Genomic DNA, 23509 nt, shown 5'->3' on the forward strand with positions numbered 1-23509 from the left:
TCGCGATAGCGTCCTGGCTGGCCGTGATTTGCCAACTGAAAGAACGTATCGCGAGCAAGCTCACTCCTACAGGGGAAGTGTTCGCCGCTCGGTTTTGCTTTGCCTGGGCTTTAATCAGAAGTCGCCACGTAGCGTCAGCATGTAGCTGCGCGGGTCACCAAACAGGTTCGAACGGTCAGTGGCGACTGCTGTGGTGTAGTAGCGACGGTCAAACAGGTTTTCAGCGTTCAGCGAAACCTTCCAGTGTTCGTCCAGCTTCCAGCTGGCGCGGGCATCCCAGATGGCGTAGCCCTGACTGCCGAAATCCAGCCCTTCGACCGCGGCCTTGTAACCGGATTGCGCTGAAACACCGCCGCCGATAGTCAGACGGTCCCATACACCCGGCAGGTTGTAGCTGGTTTGCAGGCGCAGCATGTGCTTGGGTGTTTCGTAGGCGACTTCAACCGCTTCACTGTCGTTGCGCAGCAGGTTGAAGGTGTAACCGCCAAAGACCTGCCAGCCCGGGAGCACTTCACCGCTGGCTTCTATGTCGATGCCTTTGCTGCGTTTGGTGACGCCGTTTTCGTAGCAAACGCCGTCCAGGTCTGTGGTCGTGCAATTAAAGTTTGTGGTCGCGACGGCTACATTTTCCTGCTTGATGTAGAACAGAGCCATGGACAAATTCAGACGCTTATCGAAAAGCTCGCCTTTGATGCCGGTCTCATAGTTGTCACCTGTCGAGGGAGACAATGGCGAGCCGCTGGCATCAATGTAGTTGCCTTGTGCGTTGAAGATCTCCGCATAGCTGGCGTACCACGACCAGTTGTCGTTGATGTCGTAGATCAGGCCCGTATAAGGAGTCACCTCACGGGTAACTTTGGATTCGTAAGAGAGGGCGGCACCTTTATCGACGTCGTAGGTGTAGTCATACCAACTGGCGCGACCGCCGAGTACCAGACTCAGTTGTTCCGTCAGGCGCAACCGCGAGTTGGCATAAACACCCGAGCGCTCTTCGGTCATGTCGATATCGGTTGCCCATGCCGGCCTTGCTGGTTTGGCGAACGCATGGTGATTGACGTTGAACACGTCCACCGGCAGGTTTCGAGCTGACACCTGTACTTGCTTGGTATTTGCTTCCTGTCTGGACCATGTGGCGCCCACTGTCACTTCATGGTTCAGGCCAAACGCTTCGAAGTTGCCATTCACATGGCTATCCAATCCTGTACTGGCGACTTCATCGCGTCGGAATAGCGTGTTCTGAAAAACTGAGCCTGTGTTGGTTGCAGGATTGATAGCCCGGCGAGCATAAGCAATCTGCTGATCAAACCCGCCCTCGGAATACGTCATTGAGGTGGTGCTGCTCCAGCGATCATTGAAGCGGTGCTCAACTTCGGCAAACACCTCGCTCATGTCGCTCTCGTGCCGGTTCCAGTCCTGCACCAGCGATGTCGAGCGGGAGATATCCAGCGAGTTACCGTTGCTGTAACGCGGCAGGCCGTAAATCGAATAGCCGTTGATGACGTTTTGCTGATGACGCAGGCTCAGGGTCAGCGTGGTGTCATCATTCACGTCGGCTTCGACAATCCCGTACATCAACGGCGTGCGGGTGTTGCGCTCGTCGATGTAAGAACCGTTGTCTTCGTAAGCGGTGACCATACGGCCGCGCACGCTGCCGGAGTCATTGAGCTTGCCGCTGGCGTCCAGATCCATGCGGTAGCGATCCCAGGAGCCTGCGCTGGCCTGCACCGTCAGCTTGTTCTCCGCGGTTGGGCGCTTGCGCACCAGATTGACTGCTCCTCCAGGCTCGCCTGCACCCACTAGCAGGCCGGAAGCGCCGCGCAATACTTCGACGCGATCGTAAATGGCGGTATCAGGTTTCATCCAGCCGGTGATCTGGTAGCCCTGACCTGGCACGCCATCAATCAGAAAGCTTTCAGCCAGCAGCGAGAAACCCCGCGACGTGTAAACGTGACCACCGAAGTTACGGTACTGAAAGGTGATACCGGGTGTCTGCTCCAGCACCTTATCGAGGCTGGTGAGTTTCTTGTCGTCCATTAACTGACGCGTCACGACGCTCACCGTCTGCGGTGTTTCGCGCAGGCTCAGGTTCAGCTTGGACGCGGTGCTGCTGCCACCGGTGGTGTAAGAACCCGTCCCGTCAGTGGTAGTCCCTAGCTGGCCCACAGCGTTGACATTGGTGGCGCCCAATACCATCGCGGAATCACCGGAAACCGGCAGTTTCTCCAGCACCACTGTGCGATCGTCCAGCAAGCGCCAAGTGAAGCCGCTGCCCTTCAGCAGCCGGTCCATGGCCTGGCCCAATGTGTATTTGCCTTGCAGTGCGGGTGTGCGCAGCGCGCCTACATCGCTGGAGTTGAAGATAAGACGGACGTTGGCCTGATCAGCCAGTTGGGTGAGTGCCTGATCCAGCGATTGCTCCGGTAACTTCAGGTCAATGCTGGTCGAGGTGTCAGCGGCCAGCGCTGAAAGCGGCATCAATGGCAGGCTGCCAGCCATGGTCAACATCAGCGTCAGGGTCAATGTGCGTCCATTGACCGGAGCAAATAACTTGGAAGGTGCCTGCATTTAAATCGTCCGTCTTGAATGTAGGTGGTGACACGACATGAGAATTATTCGCGCCTACCCCAACGACGAATCATCTCCCCCAACCTTGCCGTCGATTGTTGAAATATTTTTCATCGGCGTGATGTGGCTAGATCAAAAGCGCATTGGCGAGGAGATAGTGATGATAACTGTTCTCAGTTGAGATAGGATGCACGCCTCACCCGTCGGGGCAGTCCGAATGTCTGTTTCACCCAACTCAAATCACTTGCTGACAGTCTTTCAGGAGCATTACGCCGACCTGTTGGCCTTTCTCGCGCGTCGTTTGGGCAATGTGGAAAAGGCGGCAGATGTGGCTCAGGACACCTATCTACGCTTGGCCGGGTTGTCCGACACGGCTCAGATTATGGAGCCGCGAGCTTTTGTCTTTCGGGTGGCGGGCAATCTGGCAATCGACCGTCTGCGTCAGGAGCAACGGCGCTCGGCATTACAGGACGACGACGCGCTCGACGAGGATTTCTGCGACTCGATGGCATCGCCGGAGCGCTCGTTTCTGGCGGCTGAAGCGATCGAACAACTCGATAAGGCGTTGCATCTATTGCCGAGCAACGCGCGGCTGGCGTTGCTGCTCAATCGCCTCGAAGGTTTGACTCACGCGCAAATCGCCACGCGTCTTGGGGTATCGGAAAGTTCGGTGGGCAAATACATCGTGCAGGCCATGCGTCACTGTCGGGATTGGCTACGCCAGTCGGAGTGCATTTAGAATGAGCACGATGCACTCTCCACTGGCGGCTTCTTCGAGCCCATCACCATGACCGAGCCTATGAACCACGCAATGCCCAACGTTGAGCTGGAAGATCAGGCCATTGAACAATGGGTGCGGCTGACCTCGGGCAGCGCCAGTGAATCGGAGCACGCCGCGTTCGCCCGCTGGCGTCAGCAAAGCCCTGCGCATGAAGCCGCAGCCGGGCTTGCCGAACAGATGTGGCAGGCCATTCCGAAGACCCGGGCCGCTGAAGTCTTCGAGCCCCCGGCCACGCCCCAGCGCCGCCCTTTACGTTGGGTCGCACTGGCTGCCGGGTTGGGCGCGCTGGCGCTGACCAGTTTTACAGAGCCTGTTCAAGTCTACTTCGCCGACCACACCACGGCGGTCGGCGAGCGCAAAATGCTCACCCTCGAAGACGGTAGCCAGGTCTGGATGAACAGCGCCACAGCGTTGTCTGTGCATTACTCGGCCAACCGTCGCGATATCAGCCTGCTTAAAGGCGAGGCGCTGTTTCAAGTCAGCAAAGACGCCAACCGGCCTTTTGTCGTTCAGGCGTCTGGCGGTAGCGTGCAGGCTGTTGGGACGCGATTCGATGTAGACCGCCAGAGCCAGCGAGTCCGCGTCGGCGTCACCGAGGGCGAAGTGAAGGTTTCTTCGGGCGGCGAAGCCGTACCGCTGAAAGTCGCCCAGCAACTCGAGTTCGAAAACGGCTCTGCGCCTTCAACTACCAGCCCGCTGGACGTCACCACCGCCTCGGCCTGGCAGCGCGGCAAACTCATCTTCAACCGCCGCCCATTGTCCGAAGTGCTCGCCGACATCGAGCGCTACATGCCCGGCTCACTGGTCGTTGCTGGCAACCTGCCCGATACCGCCGTCAGCGGCGTATTCAACCTCGACGACATACCCGGCATGCTCAATGTTCTGTCCCAAACCCAGCCCGTGCGCATCTATCAACTGCCTTGGCTGACAGTGGTGATGAATGGCGAGGCGGTGAAAGAGGGTAAGGCGGGGATTTAGTCTGTAGAGCCACTTCGGTGTGACTTACACCATGCTGTCGCGCTGAAACAGGGTCCTTTGTGGGAGCAGGGCTTGCCCGCGATGCCAACACCTCATTGTTTCAGGCGGACCCTGTCATCGTTCATCGCGAGCAAGCTCTGCTCCCACAGGGGGATCGCATTCCATTCAGTGATTGGTCGGCTGCTTGGCAGGCCAGCACGGCCTTTCGCTTCTCTTCGTAAGAATCTTCTGTCAGCCATTTACGTTATCCACTACAACCCTCATAGCCCCTCACCACGAACGCATTCGCTGACTCCAGATAGTTTTCTCCTCCGAAAGATGCTGACGTACCGGTCACCTGCTGGATCAGCATCTGCTTCTTGAAGCACTAACGGCTGGAGAGAGTCATGCAATACATACAAAAATTACGCGCCGCGCTGGGCATGCCGATGGCGGATTTTGCCAAGGCATTGCGTGTGTCCGAGCAACTCATCGGGCAGTGGGACAGCGGCGAAGCAGACCCTGGTATTCCGGTCCTGAGGGACATCGCCACGCTTCTGGGCAGCAATGTCGATGACATCATGGATTTCGCCACTAATGGCCGAAGAATGACCTCCAACCATTGGGTTCCAGGTGAAGATGCCATCTTCGACGGCTTCTGGGGGCACTTAGGTTTAATGCTTCCTGGCGAGACGAATTGCCGTTGGTACCCCATCACGTTCGCGCAATATTCTCAGGCCTCTGATGTACTGAGCGTCGAGCATGCAGAACCGCAATGGCTGGTGGTCAGCACCCTGAACAACCGACAGCTTCTGATCAACCCGGCTCTGATTCATCGCATCCGTCTGCTCGACGAAGCATCAGATCGTCCGCATGACGATGCCTGGCAACTGGGCTGGGACAGTGAAGAAGGCATGACTCCGGAGCTCTACCGGGCACTGGACGAATACTTCACAGACGAACTTGCGTTCGATACCAACAACTCAGCTGTTGCCCAGCAGGGTGTCCATATGCTGGTAGGCAAATACAACCTGGACAGCGCGGCCGTCATGGACTTGATCAGCCATACCCACGTCCATCTCGCAGGTGGCTCAACCACGAGCGTGCGTGCCGCCAACGCCGACATCTACAACCTGACGCTGGATGCGTACGCAGGCATGCCGCTGGGCATCAGCTTGAGCACCAGCGACTCGGAAGAAGAAAACCACTTTTCTCCGCTGCAAGTAGCTTTGGTGGATATCCCGCTGCTTCAGTACCAGGCAGCAGAGATTGAGGCTTCGGCGGAGATGGAAGGAGCCTGATAACGTGGGACTGGCTTTAGCCGGGAAGGCAGTATTTCAGACGATACAGATGTATTGAATGCCCCGGCCTCTTCCCGGCTAAAGCCGGTCCCACGGATTCGCGTTAATCCTGTAGGAGCCGAGCTTGCTCGCGATGAACGATAACGCGGTACGGTGGTGAGACCGCGTCGCCTGTATCGCGAGCAAGCTCGGCTCCTACAGTTGAGATAGCTCGGTGTATGCCGAGTCACGTCGTCTTGTTCGCGGGAAAACCAACCACTGCGTCACGAACGCTCCACAACCCGCGTCCACAACCAAAACCCCAACGCCACAACACTAATCGAAGCCCCCAACAAACACACCGCCACCCACCCCCAAAGTGCATAAACCTGAGTGGCCGCAACGGCCCCCAGCGCACTACCAAGCGAGTAAAAGCACATGTAAGCGCCGACCAAGCGACTTTGCGCATCAGGCCTGGCCGCAAATATCAGACTTTGATTAGTCACATGCACGGCCTGCACGGCGAAGTCCAGAATGACCACCCCGACCACCACCAGCGCGACAGCCGACAGCAGCGCCTACAAGGAATACGTCCTCGCTGAGAGCGGCCGTGCGGTCTTTCCCATCGTGGTTGCCATGCGCCAGTGGGGAGAGCAGCGCCTGTTCCAGGCTGGCGAAGTGCATTCGGTGCTGCTGGACAAAGCGCGTGAGCAGCCGGTGGTTGCGTTGGAGGTTCGGTCCGGAGAAGGGCGACTTCTTGGGCTGGAGGATTGTCAGCGGGGGCGGGTGGTGAAGGGGGCGCAATAGCTGGAAGACTGTTGATCACTTAGCGCACTACAAACCAGGCCAATGCACGTTATAGCGTGTGGTCATCAAGGCGTCAGCATTGAAAAATGGCTCGTAATTACTTAAAGACTCGAGCCATTCATGAACTGTACTGTATCCGCTTCAACTCCTGAAAATCTGACCAGACTCCAAGTCGTCAGCGCAATGTACGCCTACCTGATGACGAGCTGGGAAGAGCTCCCTGATCAAAAAAAATGCGCCTTGGGTTTCGACTTTGTCGTGGGCAGCGAAGGAGAGGAAGCCGCGCTGAACCATTTGGCCCGGCTGTTCATGGAGTATGCGGATTTGTCGTTTCGGCGGGCTTTAGTCGCAAGGCGCAGAAGGCTTGGCCTCGATGTTCCGGAAGGTTTTTTATCCGCTGAATGACTTGCTTCGGTCAGCCGCACTGAAGCTTCTAGTGAATCTAGTCACCCCTGACCGCGTGTTGACCCATGATCCTTGAGGCCGTTTGAAAAGTCTCAATCCACACATAGCCAAAGGCTTACACGCAGTAGAGAAAACTGCCATTTGCAGACCTGCCCGGCAGGCATAGTCTTGGATCCAACCACTGACGAGCAGGAAGCCCGTCAGGATCAAGGATGATCGACCATGAAAGGATACTGCCGACAGGGAGTTGGAATGGTACTGGACAAAAAACCCGCTTCGGCGGGTTTTTTATTGGGTGGTGGAAAGTGGACCGAAGGATTGGTATTGCTTGGTGCTGTGTCACAGCTGAAGCTATTCCGGTCTCTGAGCCGGCATTGTGGCGAGAATAACACTTGTTCATCGGTACGGCATTGCCGTATATTTCCGCCATGTATACGATCATCGAAACCGAAATTTTCAAACGCTACGCCGAGTCCATATGGCTTGACGGAGAGCGCCAGGAGTTCATCGCTTGGCTAGCGGCTAACCCGTTGGCGGGAGATGTCATTCCCGGCAGTGGTGGGCTAAGGAAGGTACGTTGGTCTCGTAGCGGAATGGGCAAACGCGGCGGTACAAGGGTCATTTACTACAACGCGCTCTCTGAGGGTTACATCTGGTTGCTGATCGCCTACACCAAGGCGAAGTTCGACAACCTTCCCACCGCCTTTCTGAAACAAATGAAAGAGGAAATCAGTGATGGACAATGAAATGGAGCAATTTCAGAAGGACATGCTGACTTCGGTACGTCAGATGAAAGCTGGTAAGGCTGCTCGTGTGACTGAAGTAAAGCTGTCCGCTGCGGCTGAGGCCAGAGCCAAGGTCGGTGTTTCTCAGAATGCGTTTGCCCAGCTTTTGGGGGTTAGCTTGCGCACTCTGCAAGACTGGGAGCAGGGGCGTCGGCAACCTACTGGTGCGGCGCAGACGTTACTTCGGGTTGCGAGTCAGCATCCTGAGGCGCTAAGGGATTTGCAGGCTGTTTAATGGGAACAGCTTGAGATAGGCGAGATTATTTTCGATGGCCCACTAAAAAGCCGGCTTGTGGCCGGCTTCTCAAGGACGAGCTTGGTTTGTTTTTGGCAAACCGTGCTCGCCTTTAACAGGTGCGCTCAGCGAGTGGCGCTAATTAGGATGGTGACGCTGACCAGGTTTTAGTCTGGGCGTAACCGTCGGCGTCGAGGCGTTGTGTGCTTCGGGCCGGGATGGCGCAGAGGATACTGATGTTCGCTGCGCTTGCCCAGTCTTGAAACACTTTGTTGGAAGATCTGTCGTTATGGCTGTCGGAGAAATGAAAGTCTATCTGACGCGTCACGATTCTCTGTAGGAGCGCGCTTGCCCGCGATGGCATCAGCTCAGGCAACGCATTTGTTGCTGACGTACCGCATCGCGGGCAAGCGCGCTTCTACAGTCCCCGTTTCCTGGGTGACAGCGGTGTATCAGGGAGATTGGGTAACCTCCTACAGAGAGGTGTCCACAATACGATGGATCACCTCACCGAAACGGTAGGGTGAGCCGTCGCGTATTCAACGTCGACCACCAGAACACCCATCCCAGCACGCGGATGCCTTGTTGCTCGATCTGTTCTGCTGTGAACAGTTCGTCGGGGTATTCGGCGCTGTTGTGGCTGCGCAGGCGCAGGCCACTGCCGGGTAGGCGGTAGAGGTATTTCACGCGCAGCATGCCGCCGTGTTCGAGGGCGTACATTTCACCATCAATGACGCGGGTCAGGCCGCGGTCGATGCCGAGCAGAGAGCCGTCCTGGATCTTGTCGGCCATGCTGTTGCCGACCATGGCGATGCAAATGGCGCTCTCGATGTTGATGTTCATGCTCTGCAGCACATGCAGCGGCAGGCGGATTTTCTTGCCGGGTGCTTCGGCGATGAGGGTGTCGCCAGTGTCCGATTCGGTTTCCTTGTAAACCGGTACTTCCACATCGCTGCGCAGTGAGCTGCGGCCGGAGTGAGGGCGCGCGTCGGAGTCGCCGCCGTTGTTTTCATTGGCAGAGTCGCAGGGGTGCTTGGGACCGTCGCCCGTACGCAGCCACCGCGCGTTGACGGTTAATAGTTCAGCCACCTCATCCAGCCGGGCCATGGGAATGCCACGCTTGAACCAGTTATTCACATGCTGAGGCGTGACCTTCCGGTTGGCGGCGAAGTCCGTGGCTGAGAGGTGGCACTCCCGCAGGAGGGCGCGTAGTCGATCACCTGATGTATTCATGGCCCCGAGTTTACGGCGCTAGGTTAAGGGTTTAAATAAACGAGGTGTTCAAATGAGCGGTGTGTCTAATTGTCCTGCGAGCCCCGGGATTACAGGGTTTGACGGGTTTTGTAGGGGGCTTCTGTCATTGGTTGGCGGCAGGTAAACAGTGCAGGTTTTGCTCGGCGCGCGCTGACAGGCGTGGAGGTCTGTTTATCGGGTTTAACGGCGGGAGTTGTTTGTTTGGCGGGTGTTTACTGAAAAAACTGATTGTTTTCGCAGAACGATCAATCGGCATGAATGTTTGCCGGGAGCGTTTTAAAGAAGAGAAGGTTTTGCGAGAGATGTTAACGGAGCATCTGCTGACAGATGCTCCGTTGATGATGCAGCAATCGATCAGCCTTTGTAGGCAGCAACCGATTTGGTGATCTCGGCACGGGCGGCGTCTGCGTTGCCCCAACCTTCGATTTTCACCCATTTGCCTTTTTCGAGATCTTTGTAGTTCTCGAAGAAGTGCTTGATCTGCTCCAGCAGCAGTGGAGGCAGGTCTGTGTATTCCTTCACGTCGACGTACAGCTGGGACAGCTTGTCGTGTGGGACTGCGATGACTTTGGCATCGCCGCCGCCGTCGTCGGTCATGTGCAGGATGCCGACTGGACGGGCGCGGATAACCGAGCCTGGAGTAACCGGGTAAGGGGTTACAACCAGCACGTCGAGGGGGTCACCGTCGTCAGCCAGGGTGTTAGGGATGAAGCCGTAGTTGGCCGGGTAGAACATCGGCGTAGCCATGAAGCGGTCAACGAACAGGCAATCGGAATCTTTGTCGATTTCGTATTTGATCGGCGCGTGGTTGGCCGGAATTTCGATCGCGACGTAGATGTCGTTCGGCAGGTCTTTACCGGCCGGAATCTTGCTGTAGCTCATTGGGCATTGCCCCCCTTGATTGACCAGACGGCTTTGGCTGGTTAAGCCAAAAAGTGGGCCGGATTATAGGCATATTCTGTTGGTGTTGCCACGCGTGGCCATCGGCCTGGCGAGCCTGCAGGCGTTAGTCCTGATTCTGGTAGGAAGGTTCATCACGCTGGAGGGTTTGCAGGCGGCTGAGCGGGTCCTGACGATAGAAGGCTTTGAGCTGCTGATACACCGCCGGGTAGACCTCGGCCAATAGATCCGGTGCGCAGAAGAAGTACTCGCTGGTCACGGCAAAAAACTCGGCGGGGTCTTCGGCAGCGTACGGATCAATGACGGTCTCAACGTCTGGATGCGCATCGAGCTGGTGGTTCATGTCGTCATAGGCATGCTGCATGACGCTGGCCCACTGGCTGACCTGCATGTCGCCATGCAGCGGCGGCAGGCCGTTGGCGTCGCCGTTGAGCATGTCGAGCTTGTGCGCCAACTCGTGGATCACCAGGTTGTACGGCTCCCAGTTGCCGCTGGACAGTACACCGGGCAGCGCGAGGATGACCGGGCCTTGCTGCCAGGCCTCGCCGCTGTGCTCGCCGTCCCATTCGTGTTCGATGCCGCTAGGGTCGCGATGGCGCTGTGGGCTGACGAAGTCGTCGGGATAAATCACCAACTCGTGAAAACCCTGATACCAGTTCAGGTCGCCGAGATTGAGCAATGGCAGTTGGGCTTGAGCGGCGAGATGCAGGCGTTGCTCGTCATTGAGCTCAACGCCCGGCAGGCAGGTGATGTGTTTGTCCTGCAGAAACAGCACGCTGTTTTCCAATAGCAAAGCGCTTTGCTCGGCGCTCAGGCCATCAAGGATCGGCAAACCCAGTCGCACCCGTTGCCAGAGCTCCGGGCCGACCGGGCTTCTGGCCAGCCTGCGTTGCCGACGCCATTGGTTGAAAGACCACATGCCTTAGCGGGCGTCCGCCGTGCGACTCAACCGGCTGCGTACGAGGCTGATGATCATTGGCAGCAGCGAGATCAGGATGATTGCCAGCACCAGGACCGACAGGTTTTTCTTGATGAACGGCACGTTGCCAAAGAAGTAGCCGAGGGTGACCAGGCTGCCGACCCACAGCACCGAGCCCAGCACACTGAAGCCGAGGAAGCGCGGGTAATGCATTTTGCCAACGCCAGCGACGAAGGGTGCGAAGGTGCGAATGATCGGCAGGAAGCGGGCGAGGGTGACGGTCTTGCCGCCGTGGCGGTCGTAGAACTCGTGGGTGCGGGCCAGGTAGTCGCGGCGGAAAATCTTCGAGTTGGGGTTCTGGAAGAGTTTCTCGCCTGCGGTGCGGCCAATGATGTAGTTGGTGCTGTCACCAATGATCGCTGCCGACATCAGCAAGCCAGCTAGCAGGACCGGGTCCATGCCACCACCGGCCGCTACCGCGCCAGCAATAAACAGCAAGGAATCGCCCGGCAGGAACGGCATCACCACCAGACCGGTTTCGCAAAAAATCACCAGAAACAGGATCGCGTAGACCCAAGTACCGTAGTTGGTCACGAGCAGGTCGAGGTACACATCCAAGTGCAGAATCAGGTCGAGCGGGTTGAAATCCATGTATGGCACCAATAGCGGAGACCCAAACCGGGTCACGTGCGGAAGTAACTACTGAGGAGGTTGCGGCGGGATTATAGAAGCAGAATGGGTGGGAAGGGGAAACTGACCTGTTTACCGTAGGTCGTGCGGTTGCTGTGGGAGCGAGGCTTGCCCGCGATGAACGATTACGCGGTCTGTCTGACGTAACTCCGCGCCTGAATCGCGAGCAAGCTCTGCTCTCACAAGAAGTAACGGAAGAATTCGGTCCCTGTTGTCATGTGGCAAAGCTCATCTTGAGCCTGGACACCGCAGTCGTGGGAGCGCATTCATGCGCGAAGAGGGCGGTACATTCAATGCATTTGTGTCGCCTGCGCTACCGCCTTCGCGAATGAATTCGCTCCCACCACGGAGATTCCTATAACCGTTTTTTTCAGTCCTCGCTGATCGGCAGCACGTAGTTCTTGAACTGAGTGTCTTCGCGGAATCCGATGGATTCGTAGACTTTGTGTGCCACTTCGTTGTTGCTGCTGGTCGAGACGCGCATGCGGACTGCCTGAGTGTCTTTGGCCATTTTCTTTGCAGTCCGCATCAGATGGTCGGCCACGAGTTGGCGACGGGCGTCTTCGGCCACATAGATATCGTTGAGGATCCACACGCGTTTCAGCGAAAGCGACGAGTAGCTTGGATACAGCTGACAAAAGCCCAGCAGCTTTTTGTCATCATCGGCAGCCAGCGCGAGGTAAATCACCGACTCATCACGGCTCAGGCGTTTTTCGAGGAAGGCGCGGGAAGAGTCGGGGAATGGCAGTTCGCCATAGAACTCCCGGTATCTGACGAATAGCGGGGTTAGCAGGTCCAGGTGTTCCAGTGTGGCTTTGATGATCCGCATGGTTGGGCCTCAACTTCTCGATGACGAATGTTCAATCAGGCTGCTTGCCCGATGCTGGCGAATGAGTTTAGAAAGCGCAATCTAATGCTCAGTCCGATGGCCCCGCGAGGAGAAAGTTACCTTTCGTGTTGAGTGGCTCGTCGGATTCCAGGCTATTGAGTTGCGCGTCATCCTTGAGATTGACCCCGGACAACCCCCGTTTGCAGGCTTCTCGCATCAAGTAAAGCAGACGGTGCGCGGCAAGCCCGTAACTCAGTCCTTCAAGTCTCACATTCGAGATGCAGTTGCGGTGTGCATCGTTGAGGCCAACCTTGGGCGCGTAGGTGAAATACAGGCCAAGGCTGTCGGGCGAGCTCAGGCCTGGGCGTTCGCCAATCAGGATGACTGACATTTTTGCGCCGAGCAGTTCGCCGATCTCGTCGGCAATGGCCACACGACCTTGTTCAACCAGAATAACCGGAGAGAGTGTCCATCCTTCGGCGCTGGCCAGCTCCTCCATGCGCGCCAGAAATGGCACGGTGTGACGATGCACCGCCAGTGAAGACAGGCCGTCGGCAACCACCACGGCTATATCCATTCCACCAGGATGAGCCGATGCATAGTCACGCAGGGTTTGTGCGGAGGCTTCGTCCAGGCGTCGGCCCTTATCCGGACGTTGCAGATAACTGTCCCGGTCCGCTGCGGCGCTGTGTAGATGCAAGGTTTCGCGGTTTTTGGCCGCCAGTTGTTCGCTTAGTGCCGCGTGATCGAACGGCAAGTGCACAGCATCCCGTGCCTGCGCATGGGCAAACTGGAAGTCCAGTTGTGCACGGGTCGGCAGGCTGGTGCCGGTACGACCCAAGGCAATGCGCGCGGGAGTCAGGGTGCGCAGTTCCAGCCAAGGGTTCGGGCTGTTGTCGAGGGCGTTATCGGAAACGTCGTTCAATTCGCTCATGGATTCGTCACTCATCCCAGATGCGCCAATGCGTGCCGGAAGGCAGGTGGCAGGCTGTCACCAAAGCGCACATGGCCGTCGGCCTGAGTGAATATGCCCATTTTTTCCAGCCATGCTTCGTATTCCGGTGCTGCCCGCAGGCCCAGAGTCTGCCGGGCGTAAAGTGCGTCATGGAACGAGGTGGTCTGGTAGTTGAGCATGATGTCGTCCGAACCCGGGATGCCCATGATGAAGTTGATGCCCGCCACGCCCAGCAGCGTCAGCAGGGTATCCATGTCGTCCTGATCGGCTTCGGCGTGGTTGGTGTAGCAAATGTCACAGCCCATGGGCACGCCCAGCAGCTTGCCGCAGAAGTGGTCTTCGAGCCCGGCGCGGATGATCTGCTTGCCGTTGTACAGGTATTCCGGGCCGATGAAGCCGACCACAGTGTTGACCAGAAACGGCTTGAAATGCCGCGCCACGGCGTAGGCGCGGGTTTCGCAAGTTTGCTGATCAAGCCCGTGATGGGCGTTGGCCGACAGCGCGCTGCCCTGGCCTGTCTCGAAATACATCAGGTTCTGGCCCAGCGTGCCGCGATTCAGGCTCAAGCCTGCTTCATAACCTTCCTGCAACAGATTGAGGTTGATGCCGAAGCTGGAGTTGGCCGCTTCGGTGCCTGTAATCGACTGGAACACCAGGTCCACGGGGACGCCACGGTTGATGACTTCGATCGAGGTGGTGACGTGGGTCAGCACGCAGGCCTGAGTCGGGATTTCGTAGCGCTGGATGATCGCGTCGAGCATTTCCAGCAGCGCGACGATAGATGAGGTGCTGTCGGTGGCCGGGTTGATGCCAATCATGGCGTCGCCGTTGCCGTACAGCAGGCCGTCGAGAATGCTTGCAGCGATGCCGGAAGGTTCGTCCGTCGGGTGGTTGGGTTGCAGGCGCGTCGATAAGCGACCGCGCAGGCCAAGGGTGCCGCGAAATTTGGTGACTACGCGAATCTTCTGCGCCACCAGTACCAGGTCCTGAACGCGCATGATCTTCGACACGGCTGCTGCCATTTCCGGTGTCAGGCCGGGGGCAAGTGCGCGCAGGCTGGTTTCGTCTGCCTTGTCGCTGAGCAACCAGTCGCGAAAGCCGCCCACGGTCAAATGGCTTACAGGGGCAAAAGCCTGCTTGTCGTGGGTGTCGATGATCAGTCGGGTGACTTCGTCTTGCTCATAGGGAATCAGCGCTTCTTCGAGGAAGTGCTTGAGGGGGATATCTGCCAGCGCCATTTGCGCGGCAACCCGCTCGCCATCATTGAGCGCCGCTACGCCCGCCAGAAAATCCCCCGAGCGCGCAGGACTGGCCTTGGCCATGACGTCCTTTAGGCTATCGAAGCGATACGTCTGTGCGCCGACGGAGTGGGAAAAGCTTGCCATACAGAATCTCCATGACGCCCCGGTTCAAGTACGGGGCGAAGGCAGCAAAGTAAGCAATTAATACTCCATCACGGCCCAAGGCGCCAATTGCCGGGGTGGGCGTGTCGTGAATGCAGTGGGTGGCGGCGTTTTGTGAACTGTTTTGGGGCGTTAAGCTCCCTGTGAGTTGGAATGCTTTCCCTGTGGGAGCGGTGCTTGCCCGCGATAAGGACACCGCGATCTAAAGTGAACAGTGTCCAGCCTTATCGCGGGCAAGCACCGCTCCCACAAAAAAGCACCGAGTCCACAGGAAACTCGTGTGTTGCCTTCAAGAATACCAATGGCCTCCGAAGAGGCCATTGGCAGTCATACAACCAGTCTTAGAAAAAGCCCAGCGGATTTGTGTCGTAGCTTACCAGCAGGTTTTTGGTCTGTTGGTAATGCTCAAGCGCGACTTTGTGGGTTTCGCGGCCAACGCCGGATTTCTTGTAGCCGCCGAACGCAGCGTGCGCCGGGTAAAGGTGATAGCAGTTGGTCCACACGCGGCCCGCCTTGATTGCCCGACCCACGCGGTACGCGCGGTTGATGTCCCGGGTCCACAAGCCTGCTCCCAAACCGAACTCAGTGTCGTTGGCGATAGCCACTGCTTCGGCCTCATCCTTGAAGGTGGTCACGCTGACCACCGGGCCGAAGATTTCCTCCTGGAAAACGCGCATCTTGTTGTTGCCTTTGAGCAGCGTCGGCTGGATGTAGTAACCAGTCGCCAGATCGCCCTCCAGCTTTTCCACCTTGCCACCGGTCAACAGCTCGGCGCCTTCACCTTGAGCGATTTCAAGGTACGAAAGTATCTTGTCGAACTGCTGCTGCGACGCTTGTGCGCCAACCATGGTGTCGGTGTCCAGCGGATCGCCACGTTTGATCTTCAGGACCTTCTTCATCACCGCTTCCATGAATTGCGGATAGATCGACTCCTGAACCAGTGCACGGGAAGGGCAGGTGCAGACTTCGCCCTGATTGAAGAACGCCAGTACCACGCCTTCAGCGGCTTTTTCGATGAACTCGGGTTCAGCGCTCATGATGTCTTCGAAGAAGATGTTCGGCGACTTGCCGCCCAGCTCGACGGTGGACGGGATGATGTTCTCCGCCGCCAGTTTCATGATGTGCGAACCCACCGGCGTCGAGCCGGTGAAAGCGATCTTGGCAATGCGCTTGCTGCTGGCCAGGGCTTCGCCCGCTTCACGGCCATAACCCTGCACGATGTTGAGTACACCGGGCGGCAGCAGATCGCCGATCAGTTCAACCAGCACGCTGATGCCCAGCGGAGTCTGTTCGGCAGGCTTGAGCACGACGCAGTTACCGGCTGCCAGGGCCGGGGCGAGTTTCCAGGCGGCCATCAGAATCGGGAAGTTCCAGGGGATGATCTGCCCGACCACGCCAAGCGGTTCGTGAATGTGATAAGCGACGGTATTGCCGTCGATCTCCGCTGCTGTGCCTTCCTGAGCGCGTAATACGCCAGCGAAATAACGGAAGTGATCGACTGCCAGCGGAATGTCGGCGTTCAGGGTTTCGCGGACGGCCTTGCCGTTGTCCCAGGTTTCAGTGATCGCCAGGATTTCGAGGTTCTGCTCGATACGATCAGCAATTTTCAACAGGGTCAGCGAGCGGGCCTGCACTGAAGTCGAGCCCCAGGCGTCGGCGGCGGCATGAGCGGCGTCCAGTGCCTTGTCGATGTCTTCGGCAGTGGAGCGCGGGAAATCGGCGATGGGCTTGCCGGTAATCGGCGAGGTGTTGGTGAAATATTGACCTTTGACCGGCGCAACGAACTCGCCGCCAATATAGTTACCGTAGCGTTCCTTGAAGTTGACCAGAGCGCCTTCGGTACCGGGATGTGCGTAACGCATGGTGATTTCTCCTGATTTTTTGTTGTGGGAGAGCTGACATGACAGTAGCTCCGGAATAGTGCGCTTGTTCAAGCGTAGAGCAAAGGGTGTAAATACGCCTTTGTAGGAGCGCGCTTGCCCGCGATGCAATTTCGACTTCGACATGTGTGTAGGCTGACACTCCGCCATCGCGGGCAAGCGCGCTCCTACCGGATGTTGATACTAAGTGCCATTTCACCGTCCCTGCGCTAACCTGCGCGGATGTTTTAAGAGGTGGTCATGCATATTCATATCCTTGGTATTTGCGGCACGTTCATGGGGTCTCTGGCGGTGCTCGCTAAAGAGTTGGGGCATCGGGTGACCGGCTCCGACGCCAACGTCTATCCGCCAATGAGCACGCAGTTGCAGGCTCAGGGCATCGAGCTGACGCAGGGGTATGACCCGGCGCAACTGGACCCCGCTCCTGACGTGGTGGTGATTGGCAACGCGCTGTCGCGTGGTAATCCGGCCGTGGAATATGTGCTCAATAAAGGTTTGCCGTATGTGTCTGGCCCGCAATGGCTGGCAGACCACGTGCTGCAAGGTCGTTGGGTGCTGGCGGTCGCGGGCACCCACGGCAAAACCACCACCAGCAGCATGCTTGCCTGGGTGCTGGAGCACGCAGGTATGAGCCCGGGCTTCCTGATCGGCGGCGTACCGCAGAACTTCGCCGTTTCCGCTCGTTTGGGCGGTACGCCGTTTTTTGTGGTCGAGGCTGACGAGTACGACAGTGCCTTCTTCGACAAGCGCTCCAAGTTTGTTCACTATCGTCCGCGTACCGCGATCCTCAATAATCTTGAGTTCGATCACGCTGACATCTTTCCCGATCTGCCTGCTATCGAGCGCCAGTTCCACCATTTGGTGCGCACCATCCCGAGTGAAGGTCTGGTGATTCATCCGACCACTGAGCCTGCGCTGACTCGCGTGATTCAGATGGGCTGCTGGACGCCCGTGCAGACCACCGGCCAAGGCGGTCAGTGGCAAGCACGTTTGTTGCGCGAGGACGGTTCGCAGTTCGAAGTGATCTTCGAAGGCGAAGTACAGGGTACTGTGGACTGGGACATGACCGGTCAACACAACGTCGCCAACGCCTTGGCTACCCTGGCAGCCGCACGCCATGTTGGCGTAGTGCCCGCGCTGGGCGTCGAAGCCTTGAGCGCTTTCAAAAGCGTCAAACGGCGTATGGAGAAGGTTGCGGAAGTGCGCGGCATCACCATTTACGACGACTTCGCTCACCATCCGACCGCAATCGCCACCACTTTGGACGGCTTGCGCAAGAAAGTCGGTGATGCACCCTTGATCGCGATCATCGAGCCGCGCTCCAACTCCATGAAGCTGGGCGCTCACCGTGACGGCTTGCCGGAAAGCGTGCAACAGGCTGATCAGGTGGTGTGGTACTCACCTGCCAATCTCGGCTGGGACCTGGCGGCTACCGCCGCGCAGTGTTCGGTACCGGCTGTCGTCTGTGATTCTCTTGAAGGCATTATTGCTCGCGTGAAAAGCCAGGCTCAGCCCGGTACCCATGTGGTGATCATGAGCAACGGCGGCTTCGGCGGCCTGCACGGCAAACTTGCCGAGGCGTTGCAGTGAGCGGCCCGGAACGTATCACGCTGGCGATGACCGGCGCGTCTGGCGCGCAGTACGGCTTACGCTTGCTGGATTGTCTGGTGCGTGAAGATCGCGAAGTGCACTTTCTGATCTCCAAGGCTGCGCAGTTGGTGATGGCGACGGAGACCGACGTTTCGCTGCCGCCCAAGTCGGCCATGATGCAGGCCTTCCTCACCGAATACACCGGCGCGGCTGCCGGGCAGATTCGGGTGTATGGCAAAGAGGACTGGATGTCACCGGTCGCCTCGGGCTCCGGTTCGCCTGCTGCAATGGTGGTGGTGCCTTGCTCGACAGGTACCTTGTCAGCCATCGCGACCGGCGCGTGCAACAACCTGATCGAGCGCGCCGCCGACGTGACCCTCAAGGAGCGTCGGCAGTTGATTCTGGTCCCGCGTGAGGCGCCGTTTTCCAGTATTCATCTGGAGAACATGCTCAAGTTGTCGAACATGGGCGCGGTGATTCTGCCTGCGTCGCCGGGCTTTTATCACCAGCCGCAGACCATTGATGATCTCGTAGACTTTGTTGTTGCGCGGATTCTCAATCTGCTCAACATCCCTCAAGACATGCTGCCGCGCTGGGGTGAGCATCACATGGGCGGCGATGAGTAAGCTGCTGCTGGTTGTGTTGACCTTGAGCCTGACGGGCTGCGCCACCGCCCGCACGCTCAACGCCGCGCAGCCCGGTGCACCGGTGGTGTATGCCGGCACTCGGCTGGATTTGTATGCGATGCAGGGCGGGTGCTGTGCGATGGACCGGTTTGGTGCGCAAGCCCCGAGCTATCCGGGGCTGGACCTGCCCGGCAGTGCGCTGCTCGATACCCTATTGCTGCCGTTGTCGTTGCTGACTGCTGCAGGGGTGGGGTTTCAGGCGAGTGGTGGGTTGTAAATCGCCTTATCTTGGCGATTGTTTCTCTGTAGGAGCTGCCGAAGGCTGCGAAGCGATGTGTCAGGTAGATTGCATTCGCAGCCTTCGGCAGCTCCTACAGAAAACTCACTGGTTCCAGGAAATCACTTCCCCAGCCGCCGCAATTCATCCGACTCCACAATCCGCACCCCTGGCTGCTCTTCAAGCGCCAGCCGCCATAACGCCCGGCCTAGCGTGCATGCCTCAATCGCGCCGTATTTTCCGGGGATCAATTTGGCCAGCGGCGCTGCGAGTTGTTCGGCCAGACGTTGTTCGCTGCGGTTGCCCACCAGCAATGAAGGGCGTGCGATGGTCAGTTGCGGCCAGTCCTGAGCGATGAGCGCCTGTTCCATCTCGCCTTTGATGCGGGTGTAGAACACGCTGGATGAAGGATCGGCATTGATAGCGCTGATGACCACCAGATGCCGGGCACCCAGCTCTCGTGCGCGCTTGGCAAATGCCACGACCAGGTCCAGATCAACCGCCTTGAACGCGTCCTGTGAGCCAGCCTGTTTGATGGTTGTACCCAGGCAGCAGAACGCGATATCGACCTGACCACTCAGGCCAGGCAGCAAACCGCTCAGTTCACCGACCGGATTTTCCAGATGAGAGTGTTCGGGTACTGGGCGACGGGTCGGTGCCAGTACCCGAGTGATGGTAGGTTCGTTGAGCAGGCGATCCAGCAAGTGTTCGCCAGTGAGGCCGGTAGCTCCCGCAAGCAGGATATGTTGAGGCGTCAAGTACATAAAATTCTCCCTTGATACCGACAGCTTAGTGGCTTGCAGCAGTCTTCGCTTCCTTGCGGATCATCGCGGTGTTCAGGGCCCGTTCCGCCTGATTCTTGCGTAGCAATTGCCAGCGCGCAATGACGCCCTTGGGTGCCCAGATCTGCGGCTCAGACGCTTCATAGTTATCTGCAACTTCACGCTCTGCGACGAATGCTTTGGCGTCGCTGAAGGCTTGTTGCAGGTCATCGGTTTCGACCAGCGCCTTGGCAAATAGTGCATCGCCAAAATAAGTGAAGTCAGCTTCTTCCGAGCAGCCAAAGGAAACCCGATCAGCACGGGAGGCGGTCATGATCAGCGTGCGGTCATCTTTGAGCCTAGGAATGAAGCCGCCTGAATAGCACGCTGAAATGACGATGACTTTGTCGCGATTCTTCAGCGGTGCCAGCGCTTCTGCCAGTTCATCGGCCGGCAGGTCCGCCAGTTCCAGGCGTGGCTGATCGAGTACCAGTTCATGCTCGGAAGTACCGTGGCTGGTCAGGTAAATGAACACCAGATCTTCCGGGCCGCTGCGTTGTGCCAGGGTTTTCACTGCGCGGGTGATGCTTTCCCGCGTAGCGAGTGGGCGGTCGATCATGTGATCGCGATGATTGACCAGTGTGATTTGCCCTAAAGCCCCGAAACGCGAAGCCAGCAGGTTATTTACGTAATCGGCCTCCCGCAGGAACACGCTTTGTTTACCGTCACCGCCGACGACCAGACTGAACAGCTCCAGTGCGGGTGTTGAGCTGGGGACTGCTGCCAGTGATTTCTCCAGCAGCGAGCCTTGGGCCAGCAAACCCGCCTCCAGTGTGTCTGGCAGCAATTTGCCCTTGGCGTCGCGTATCAGTTGGCCGTTGGCCCAGACTCCGCTTTGAACGCTGCCTTGAGTCGGGGTGAGGACGCCTTGGCCCTGATAGGCGTCATCGGCGAATTGCCCGACGTAGGTGCTGCCGTCTGCAAGCTTCAAGCGGCCCTGTCCGGTGAATCGCCAATTGGTAAACTCGCCCTGATAACGGCTGCCGTCGGCTCCGATCAGTTCGCCTTTACCGTTCAGTGCGCCGGCCCTGAACTGGCCTACCCAGACATCACCGTCGCTGTTTTCGTAACGGCCGCGACCATCCAGTTGATTGTTGCGAAAGCCGCCGACGTATTGGTCGCCTTCGGCGCTGGTAAAGCTGCCGTTGCCTTCCAGTTTGCCGTTGACGAACTTGCCACTGAACTGGTTCCCGCTGGCATCACTGCGCAGGCCTTCGCCGTTGGGTTTGCCACGAGAGAACATGCCTTGATACTGGCTGCCGTCATCGAGTTCGATTCGGCCCAGCCCATCGTATTGATCGGCTTTGAAGGCGCCGCGATACGTCAGGCCCTTCTCTTTGAGTGTGCCTTCGCCGTCGCGCCGTCCTTGCTTGAAGCCGCCGACGTAAACGCCGCCGCTGGTGACCAGTGTGCCTTGGCCATCGAAAAGTCCGTTGGCGAAACCACCTTTATAGGTGTCGCCGTTACTGGCATGCCATTCCCCATGGCCTTGCCACAGGCCGTTCTGGAAGTCGCCTGCGTACCAGCTGCCATTGGGGTAGTCGATGCGACCCTGGCCCTGCAGCAAGCCGTTGACCACGTCGCCACGATAGCGCCCGCCGTCTGGCAGGCGAGCGTCGGGAGGTGACAGCGGTTCGCCGTCGCCACAGCCAGCGAGAAGAATAGTCAGAGCCAAAGGAACAAGCGCGCGCATGGTCAATCCCGAACAATATGATTTCAGGCGTGCAGGCGACGATCAGGGCGTTGTATGCACAGCCGCAGGGAGTATGCCGCAGCGAGTATTGGCGACGAAACAGTCAGTAATGACTGTTTCGTGTTTTGGCAGCGTTACACAAAGCACATCGACAAAGGTTCGGCGATGAAAGCCGGTTTTTCCTGGCCTTCTATTTCCAGTGTGGCCGTGGCTTTGAGCAGCCATTGGCCGGGCTTTTTCTCGGTCACTTCGGTCAGCGCGACTTTTAGACGAACGCGTGAGTCGACTTTGACCGGCTGGATAAAGCGAACGCTGTCCAGGCCGTAGTTCACCACCATTTTCAAGCCTTCGGGGAGCACCAGCAGATCCTCCATCAGTTTGGGGATCAATGACAGCGACAGGAATCCGTGGGCGATGGTCCCGCCAAATGGCGTCTGGGCAGCTTTGACCGGGTCGACATGAATGAACTGAAAATCGCCGGTGGCTTCGGCGAATAAGTTAATACGTTCCTGGTCGATGGTCAGCCAATCGGAGTGTCCCAACTCCTTGCCAATGTAGTCCTTGAGTTCTGCAACAGGTACAAAAGGCATTTTCACTCTCCTTGTCTTCGATGTTGTTGTCGCTTTTTACTTTTTATTGCGTAGGATTTTGCCTGCGCATGCGACACCAAGATCAGCAGAGAGTGTGGGATTGGTCAAGGAGGCGCAGCGTTGCGAATGCCCGCCCATAGCCGTACAAGGTGCTTATAATGGCCCCGCGAATTTGCTGGAGCGTTCTATGTTGCTAAGGGGCCTGACCTGGCTGGTGCTGTTTCAATTACTCGGCACTGCGCTGAATCATTTGTTCTTGTCCATTTTGCCGGGGCCAATCATCGGTCTGGTTCTGCTTTTGGCATTCCTGATGGTGCGCGGCGAAGTCAGCGAGCCGATCAGTCAGGCCGCCAGCAGTCTGCTGCGTTACCTGCCGTTGCTGCTGGTGCCACCGGCGGTCGGGGTGATGGTCTACGCCGCCGCCATCGCCGAAGATTTCTGGGCAATTGTCGGTGCGCTGGTGCTGTCGCTGATGATTGCGCTGACCTTTGCTGGTTGGCTCATGCAGAAGTTGATCGAGCGTCAGGCTCGTGCCAGGAGCCATCATGACGCTTGATTGGCAAGGCGCCGGAATGTCGGTGATCCATCATCCGTTGTTCGGTATCGCTATCACTCTGGGTGTTTATCAGCTCGCGCTGGCTGCTTACGAGAAGACCCGACTGGTGTTCCTGCAACCGGTATTGATCTCCATGCTTGTGCTGATTGGCGTACTGATCAGCTGTGGTGTGAACTATGCCGAGTACCGCAAGAGCACCGAGATTCTAAGCATCCTGCTCGGCCCGGCCACCGTGGCGCTGGCCGTCCCCCTTTATCTGAATCTGCGTCGAATTCGTCAGTTGTTATGGCCGACCTTAACTACGCTGGTAGTGGGTGGCGTTTTCGCTACCGGTCTGTGCCTGCTGCTGGGTTGGTGGTTCGGTGCTGATCACATGATTCTGATGACCATGGCGCCGAAGTCGGTGACCTCACCGATTGCCATGCTGGTTGCAGAGCAGATCGGTGGTGTTGCAGCACTGGCTGCGGTTTTTGTGCTGATTACCGGTGTACTGGGCGCGATCTTCGGGCCCGGTTTGCTGACGCTCGCGCGGGTCGATAATCCTGCTGCGCGGGGCATGGCGCTGGGGCTGGCCGCGCATGCAGTCGGCACTTCGATCGCATTGCAGGAAGGCGAGGAGTGCGGTGCTTTCGCTGCACTGGGGATGAGTTTGATGGGTGTCGCTACGGCTTTGTTTTTGCCGCTGGCGGTGTCTCTGGTCGTTTAAAGGTG

General features: G+C 57.8%; 24 protein-coding genes and 1 pseudogene. 12 read left to right on the top strand and 13 right to left on the bottom strand.

What is annotated here, in order from left to right; genetic code table 11:
- Positions 1–114 precede the first annotated feature (114 nt).
- A complete protein-coding gene (locus EE949_RS02080) occupies positions 115–2565 on the bottom strand; it encodes a TonB-dependent siderophore receptor (RefSeq protein WP_240350517.1) in 2451 nt (816 codons plus the stop codon).
- Between the two features lie 217 nt (positions 2566–2782).
- On the opposite strand from EE949_RS02080, the gene EE949_RS02085 reads away from it, so the two are divergent.
- The 3 genes from EE949_RS02085 to EE949_RS02095 all read left to right on the top strand — a co-directional run bounded on the left by EE949_RS02085 (position 2783) and on the right by EE949_RS02095 (position 5604).
- Positions 2783–3304, top strand: coding sequence for a sigma-70 family RNA polymerase sigma factor (locus EE949_RS02085; RefSeq protein ID WP_122662413.1), 522 nt, complete (start codon positions 2783–2785; stop codon positions 3302–3304).
- A 48-nt stretch (positions 3305–3352) separates the two neighbouring features.
- Positions 3353–4324 carry a FecR family protein gene (locus tag EE949_RS02090; protein WP_240350516.1) on the top strand — a complete coding sequence of 324 codons (972 nt, stop codon included), beginning with the start codon at positions 3353–3355 and terminating at the stop codon, positions 4322–4324.
- A 386-nt stretch (positions 4325–4710) separates the two neighbouring features.
- On the top strand, positions 4711–5604 hold the full coding sequence (locus EE949_RS02095; protein ID WP_122662415.1) for a helix-turn-helix transcriptional regulator: 894 nt from the start codon (positions 4711–4713) through the stop codon (positions 5602–5604).
- Positions 5605–5867: 263 nt separating this feature from the next.
- On the opposite strand, the pseudogene EE949_RS29755 reads toward EE949_RS02095, so the two are convergent.
- Positions 5868–6152 (bottom strand): annotated as a pseudogene (locus EE949_RS29755) (MFS transporter); the annotation flags it as partial.
- Here EE949_RS29755 and EE949_RS02105 point away from each other — a divergent pair.
- From EE949_RS02105 to EE949_RS02120, 4 genes are all read left to right on the top strand, one after another.
- Positions 6118–6390 carry a hypothetical protein gene (locus tag EE949_RS02105; protein ID WP_205504866.1) on the top strand — a complete coding sequence of 91 codons (273 nt, stop codon included), beginning with the start codon at positions 6118–6120 and terminating at the stop codon, positions 6388–6390. The pseudogene EE949_RS29755 and the gene EE949_RS02105 sit on opposite strands and share 35 nt — an antisense overlap.
- A gap of 120 nt (positions 6391–6510) precedes the next feature.
- Positions 6511–6795: a hypothetical protein gene (locus tag EE949_RS02110; protein WP_240350515.1), complete on the top strand. Its 285-nt coding sequence runs from the start codon at positions 6511–6513 to the stop codon at positions 6793–6795.
- A gap of 428 nt (positions 6796–7223) precedes the next feature.
- Positions 7224–7541, top strand: a complete 318-nt coding sequence (locus EE949_RS29365) for a transcriptional regulator (protein WP_162874187.1) — start codon at positions 7224–7226, stop codon at positions 7539–7541.
- Positions 7531–7815 (top strand): helix-turn-helix domain-containing protein, encoded by a 285-nt coding sequence (locus tag EE949_RS02120; protein ID WP_162874173.1) that lies wholly within the window; start codon positions 7531–7533, stop codon positions 7813–7815. The genes EE949_RS29365 and EE949_RS02120 overlap by 11 nt, the downstream gene beginning before the upstream one ends.
- A gap of 507 nt (positions 7816–8322) precedes the next feature.
- Here EE949_RS02120 and EE949_RS02125 read toward each other — a convergent pair.
- The 8 genes from EE949_RS02125 to exaC all read right to left on the bottom strand — a co-directional run bounded on the left by EE949_RS02125 (position 8323) and on the right by exaC (position 16627).
- Entirely contained in the window at positions 8323–9048 is a 726-nt protein-coding gene (locus tag EE949_RS02125; RefSeq protein ID WP_122662417.1) for a LexA family transcriptional regulator, read from the bottom strand.
- 375 nt (positions 9049–9423) lie between these two features.
- Positions 9424–9951, bottom strand: a complete 528-nt coding sequence (gene ppa / locus EE949_RS02130; protein ID WP_003317259.1) for an inorganic diphosphatase — start codon at positions 9949–9951, stop codon at positions 9424–9426.
- A 124-nt stretch (positions 9952–10075) separates the two neighbouring features.
- On the bottom strand, positions 10076–10888 hold the full coding sequence (locus EE949_RS02135; protein WP_122662419.1) for a zinc-dependent peptidase: 813 nt from the start codon (positions 10886–10888) through the stop codon (positions 10076–10078).
- Positions 10889–10891: 3 nt separating this feature from the next.
- The gene (locus EE949_RS02140; protein WP_122662421.1) at positions 10892–11539 is read right to left on the bottom strand and encodes a DedA family protein; all 648 of its coding nucleotides are present in this window, start codon (positions 11537–11539) and stop codon (positions 10892–10894) included.
- A 409-nt stretch (positions 11540–11948) separates the two neighbouring features.
- Positions 11949–12407 carry a GNAT family N-acetyltransferase gene (locus tag EE949_RS02145; protein WP_122662422.1) on the bottom strand — a complete coding sequence of 153 codons (459 nt, stop codon included), beginning with the start codon at positions 12405–12407 and terminating at the stop codon, positions 11949–11951.
- An 88-nt stretch (positions 12408–12495) separates the two neighbouring features.
- Entirely contained in the window at positions 12496–13356 is an 861-nt protein-coding gene (eutC, locus tag EE949_RS02150; protein WP_122662424.1) for an ethanolamine ammonia-lyase subunit EutC, read from the bottom strand.
- Entirely contained in the window at positions 13353–14747 is a 1395-nt protein-coding gene (locus tag EE949_RS02155) for an ethanolamine ammonia-lyase subunit EutB (RefSeq protein ID WP_122662426.1), read from the bottom strand. The genes eutC and EE949_RS02155 overlap by 4 nt, the downstream gene beginning before the upstream one ends.
- A gap of 359 nt (positions 14748–15106) precedes the next feature.
- Positions 15107–16627: an acetaldehyde dehydrogenase ExaC gene (gene exaC, locus EE949_RS02160; protein WP_122662428.1), complete on the bottom strand. Its 1521-nt coding sequence runs from the start codon at positions 16625–16627 to the stop codon at positions 15107–15109.
- Between the two features lie 258 nt (positions 16628–16885).
- Here exaC and mpl point away from each other — a divergent pair, with 258 nt between their 5' ends.
- From mpl to EE949_RS02175, 3 genes are read left to right on the top strand one after another with little or no spacing between them, the layout of a single operon-like run.
- Positions 16886–18235, top strand: coding sequence for a UDP-N-acetylmuramate:L-alanyl-gamma-D-glutamyl-meso-diaminopimelate ligase (mpl, locus tag EE949_RS02165; protein ID WP_122662430.1), 1350 nt, complete (start codon positions 16886–16888; stop codon positions 18233–18235).
- Entirely contained in the window at positions 18232–18861 is a 630-nt protein-coding gene (gene ubiX, locus EE949_RS02170; RefSeq protein WP_122662432.1) for a flavin prenyltransferase UbiX, read from the top strand. Before mpl ends, ubiX begins: the two co-directional genes overlap by 4 nt.
- Positions 18854–19138 carry a YceK/YidQ family lipoprotein gene (locus tag EE949_RS02175; protein WP_122662434.1) on the top strand — a complete coding sequence of 95 codons (285 nt, stop codon included), beginning with the start codon at positions 18854–18856 and terminating at the stop codon, positions 19136–19138. Before ubiX ends, EE949_RS02175 begins: the two co-directional genes overlap by 8 nt.
- A gap of 122 nt (positions 19139–19260) precedes the next feature.
- Here EE949_RS02175 and EE949_RS02180 read toward each other — a convergent pair whose 3' ends face one another.
- The 3 genes from EE949_RS02180 to EE949_RS02190 form a co-directional block, all read right to left on the bottom strand.
- A complete protein-coding gene (locus EE949_RS02180) occupies positions 19261–19902 on the bottom strand; it encodes an oxidoreductase (RefSeq protein WP_122662436.1) in 642 nt (213 codons plus the stop codon).
- Positions 19903–19927: 25 nt separating this feature from the next.
- Entirely contained in the window at positions 19928–21652 is a 1725-nt protein-coding gene (locus EE949_RS02185; RefSeq protein WP_122662438.1) for a C13 family peptidase, read from the bottom strand.
- Positions 21653–21786: 134 nt separating this feature from the next.
- Positions 21787–22242, bottom strand: coding sequence for a MaoC family dehydratase (locus EE949_RS02190; RefSeq protein WP_122662440.1), 456 nt, complete (start codon positions 22240–22242; stop codon positions 21787–21789).
- 187 nt (positions 22243–22429) lie between these two features.
- On the opposite strand from EE949_RS02190, the gene EE949_RS02195 reads away from it, so the two are divergent.
- Together EE949_RS02195 and EE949_RS02200 are read left to right on the top strand one after the other, a co-directional pair.
- Complete coding sequence (locus EE949_RS02195) at positions 22430–22798, top strand: CidA/LrgA family protein (protein WP_122662442.1); 369 nt, start codon at positions 22430–22432, stop codon at positions 22796–22798.
- Positions 22788–23504, top strand: a complete 717-nt coding sequence (locus EE949_RS02200) for an LrgB family protein (RefSeq protein ID WP_122662445.1) — start codon at positions 22788–22790, stop codon at positions 23502–23504. Before EE949_RS02195 ends, EE949_RS02200 begins: the two co-directional genes overlap by 11 nt.
- Positions 23505–23509: the final 5 nt, after the last annotated feature.

Source organism: Pseudomonas viridiflava (genome assembly GCF_900602065.1).
Lineage (GTDB): Bacteria > Pseudomonadota > Gammaproteobacteria > Pseudomonadales > Pseudomonadaceae > Aquipseudomonas.

Coding starts and splice junctions, on each gene's coding strand:
- EE949_RS02080 (WP_240350517.1), bottom strand. CDS start 2,565: ATGCAGGCACCTTCCAAGTTATTTGCTCCGGTCAATGGACGCACATTG.
- EE949_RS02085 (WP_122662413.1), top strand. CDS start 2,783: ATGTCTGTTTCACCCAACTCAAATCACTTGCTGACAGTCTTTCAGGAG.
- EE949_RS02090 (WP_240350516.1), top strand. CDS start 3,353: ATGACCGAGCCTATGAACCACGCAATGCCCAACGTTGAGCTGGAAGAT.
- EE949_RS02095 (WP_122662415.1), top strand. CDS start 4,711: ATGCAATACATACAAAAATTACGCGCCGCGCTGGGCATGCCGATGGCG.
- EE949_RS02105 (WP_205504866.1), top strand. CDS start 6,118: ATGACCACCCCGACCACCACCAGCGCGACAGCCGACAGCAGCGCCTAC.
- EE949_RS02110 (WP_240350515.1), top strand. CDS start 6,511: ATGAACTGTACTGTATCCGCTTCAACTCCTGAAAATCTGACCAGACTC.
- EE949_RS29365 (WP_162874187.1), top strand. CDS start 7,224: ATGTATACGATCATCGAAACCGAAATTTTCAAACGCTACGCCGAGTCC.
- EE949_RS02120 (WP_162874173.1), top strand. CDS start 7,531: ATGGACAATGAAATGGAGCAATTTCAGAAGGACATGCTGACTTCGGTA.
- EE949_RS02125 (WP_122662417.1), bottom strand. CDS start 9,048: ATGAATACATCAGGTGATCGACTACGCGCCCTCCTGCGGGAGTGCCAC.
- ppa (WP_003317259.1), bottom strand. CDS start 9,951: ATGAGCTACAGCAAGATTCCGGCCGGTAAAGACCTGCCGAACGACATC.
- EE949_RS02135 (WP_122662419.1), bottom strand. CDS start 10,888: ATGTGGTCTTTCAACCAATGGCGTCGGCAACGCAGGCTGGCCAGAAGC.
- EE949_RS02140 (WP_122662421.1), bottom strand. CDS start 11,539: ATGGATTTCAACCCGCTCGACCTGATTCTGCACTTGGATGTGTACCTC.
- EE949_RS02145 (WP_122662422.1), bottom strand. CDS start 12,407: ATGCGGATCATCAAAGCCACACTGGAACACCTGGACCTGCTAACCCCG.
- eutC (WP_122662424.1), bottom strand. CDS start 13,356: ATGAGTGACGAATCCATGAGCGAATTGAACGACGTTTCCGATAACGCC.
- EE949_RS02155 (WP_122662426.1), bottom strand. CDS start 14,747: ATGGCAAGCTTTTCCCACTCCGTCGGCGCACAGACGTATCGCTTCGAT.
- exaC (WP_122662428.1), bottom strand. CDS start 16,627: ATGCGTTACGCACATCCCGGTACCGAAGGCGCTCTGGTCAACTTCAAG.
- mpl (WP_122662430.1), top strand. CDS start 16,886: ATGCATATTCATATCCTTGGTATTTGCGGCACGTTCATGGGGTCTCTG.
- EE949_RS02175 (WP_122662434.1), top strand. CDS start 18,854: ATGAGTAAGCTGCTGCTGGTTGTGTTGACCTTGAGCCTGACGGGCTGC.
- EE949_RS02180 (WP_122662436.1), bottom strand. CDS start 19,902: ATGTACTTGACGCCTCAACATATCCTGCTTGCGGGAGCTACCGGCCTC.
- EE949_RS02185 (WP_122662438.1), bottom strand. CDS start 21,652: ATGCGCGCGCTTGTTCCTTTGGCTCTGACTATTCTTCTCGCTGGCTGT.
- EE949_RS02190 (WP_122662440.1), bottom strand. CDS start 22,242: ATGCCTTTTGTACCTGTTGCAGAACTCAAGGACTACATTGGCAAGGAG.
- EE949_RS02195 (WP_122662442.1), top strand. CDS start 22,430: ATGTTGCTAAGGGGCCTGACCTGGCTGGTGCTGTTTCAATTACTCGGC.
- EE949_RS02200 (WP_122662445.1), top strand. CDS start 22,788: ATGACGCTTGATTGGCAAGGCGCCGGAATGTCGGTGATCCATCATCCG.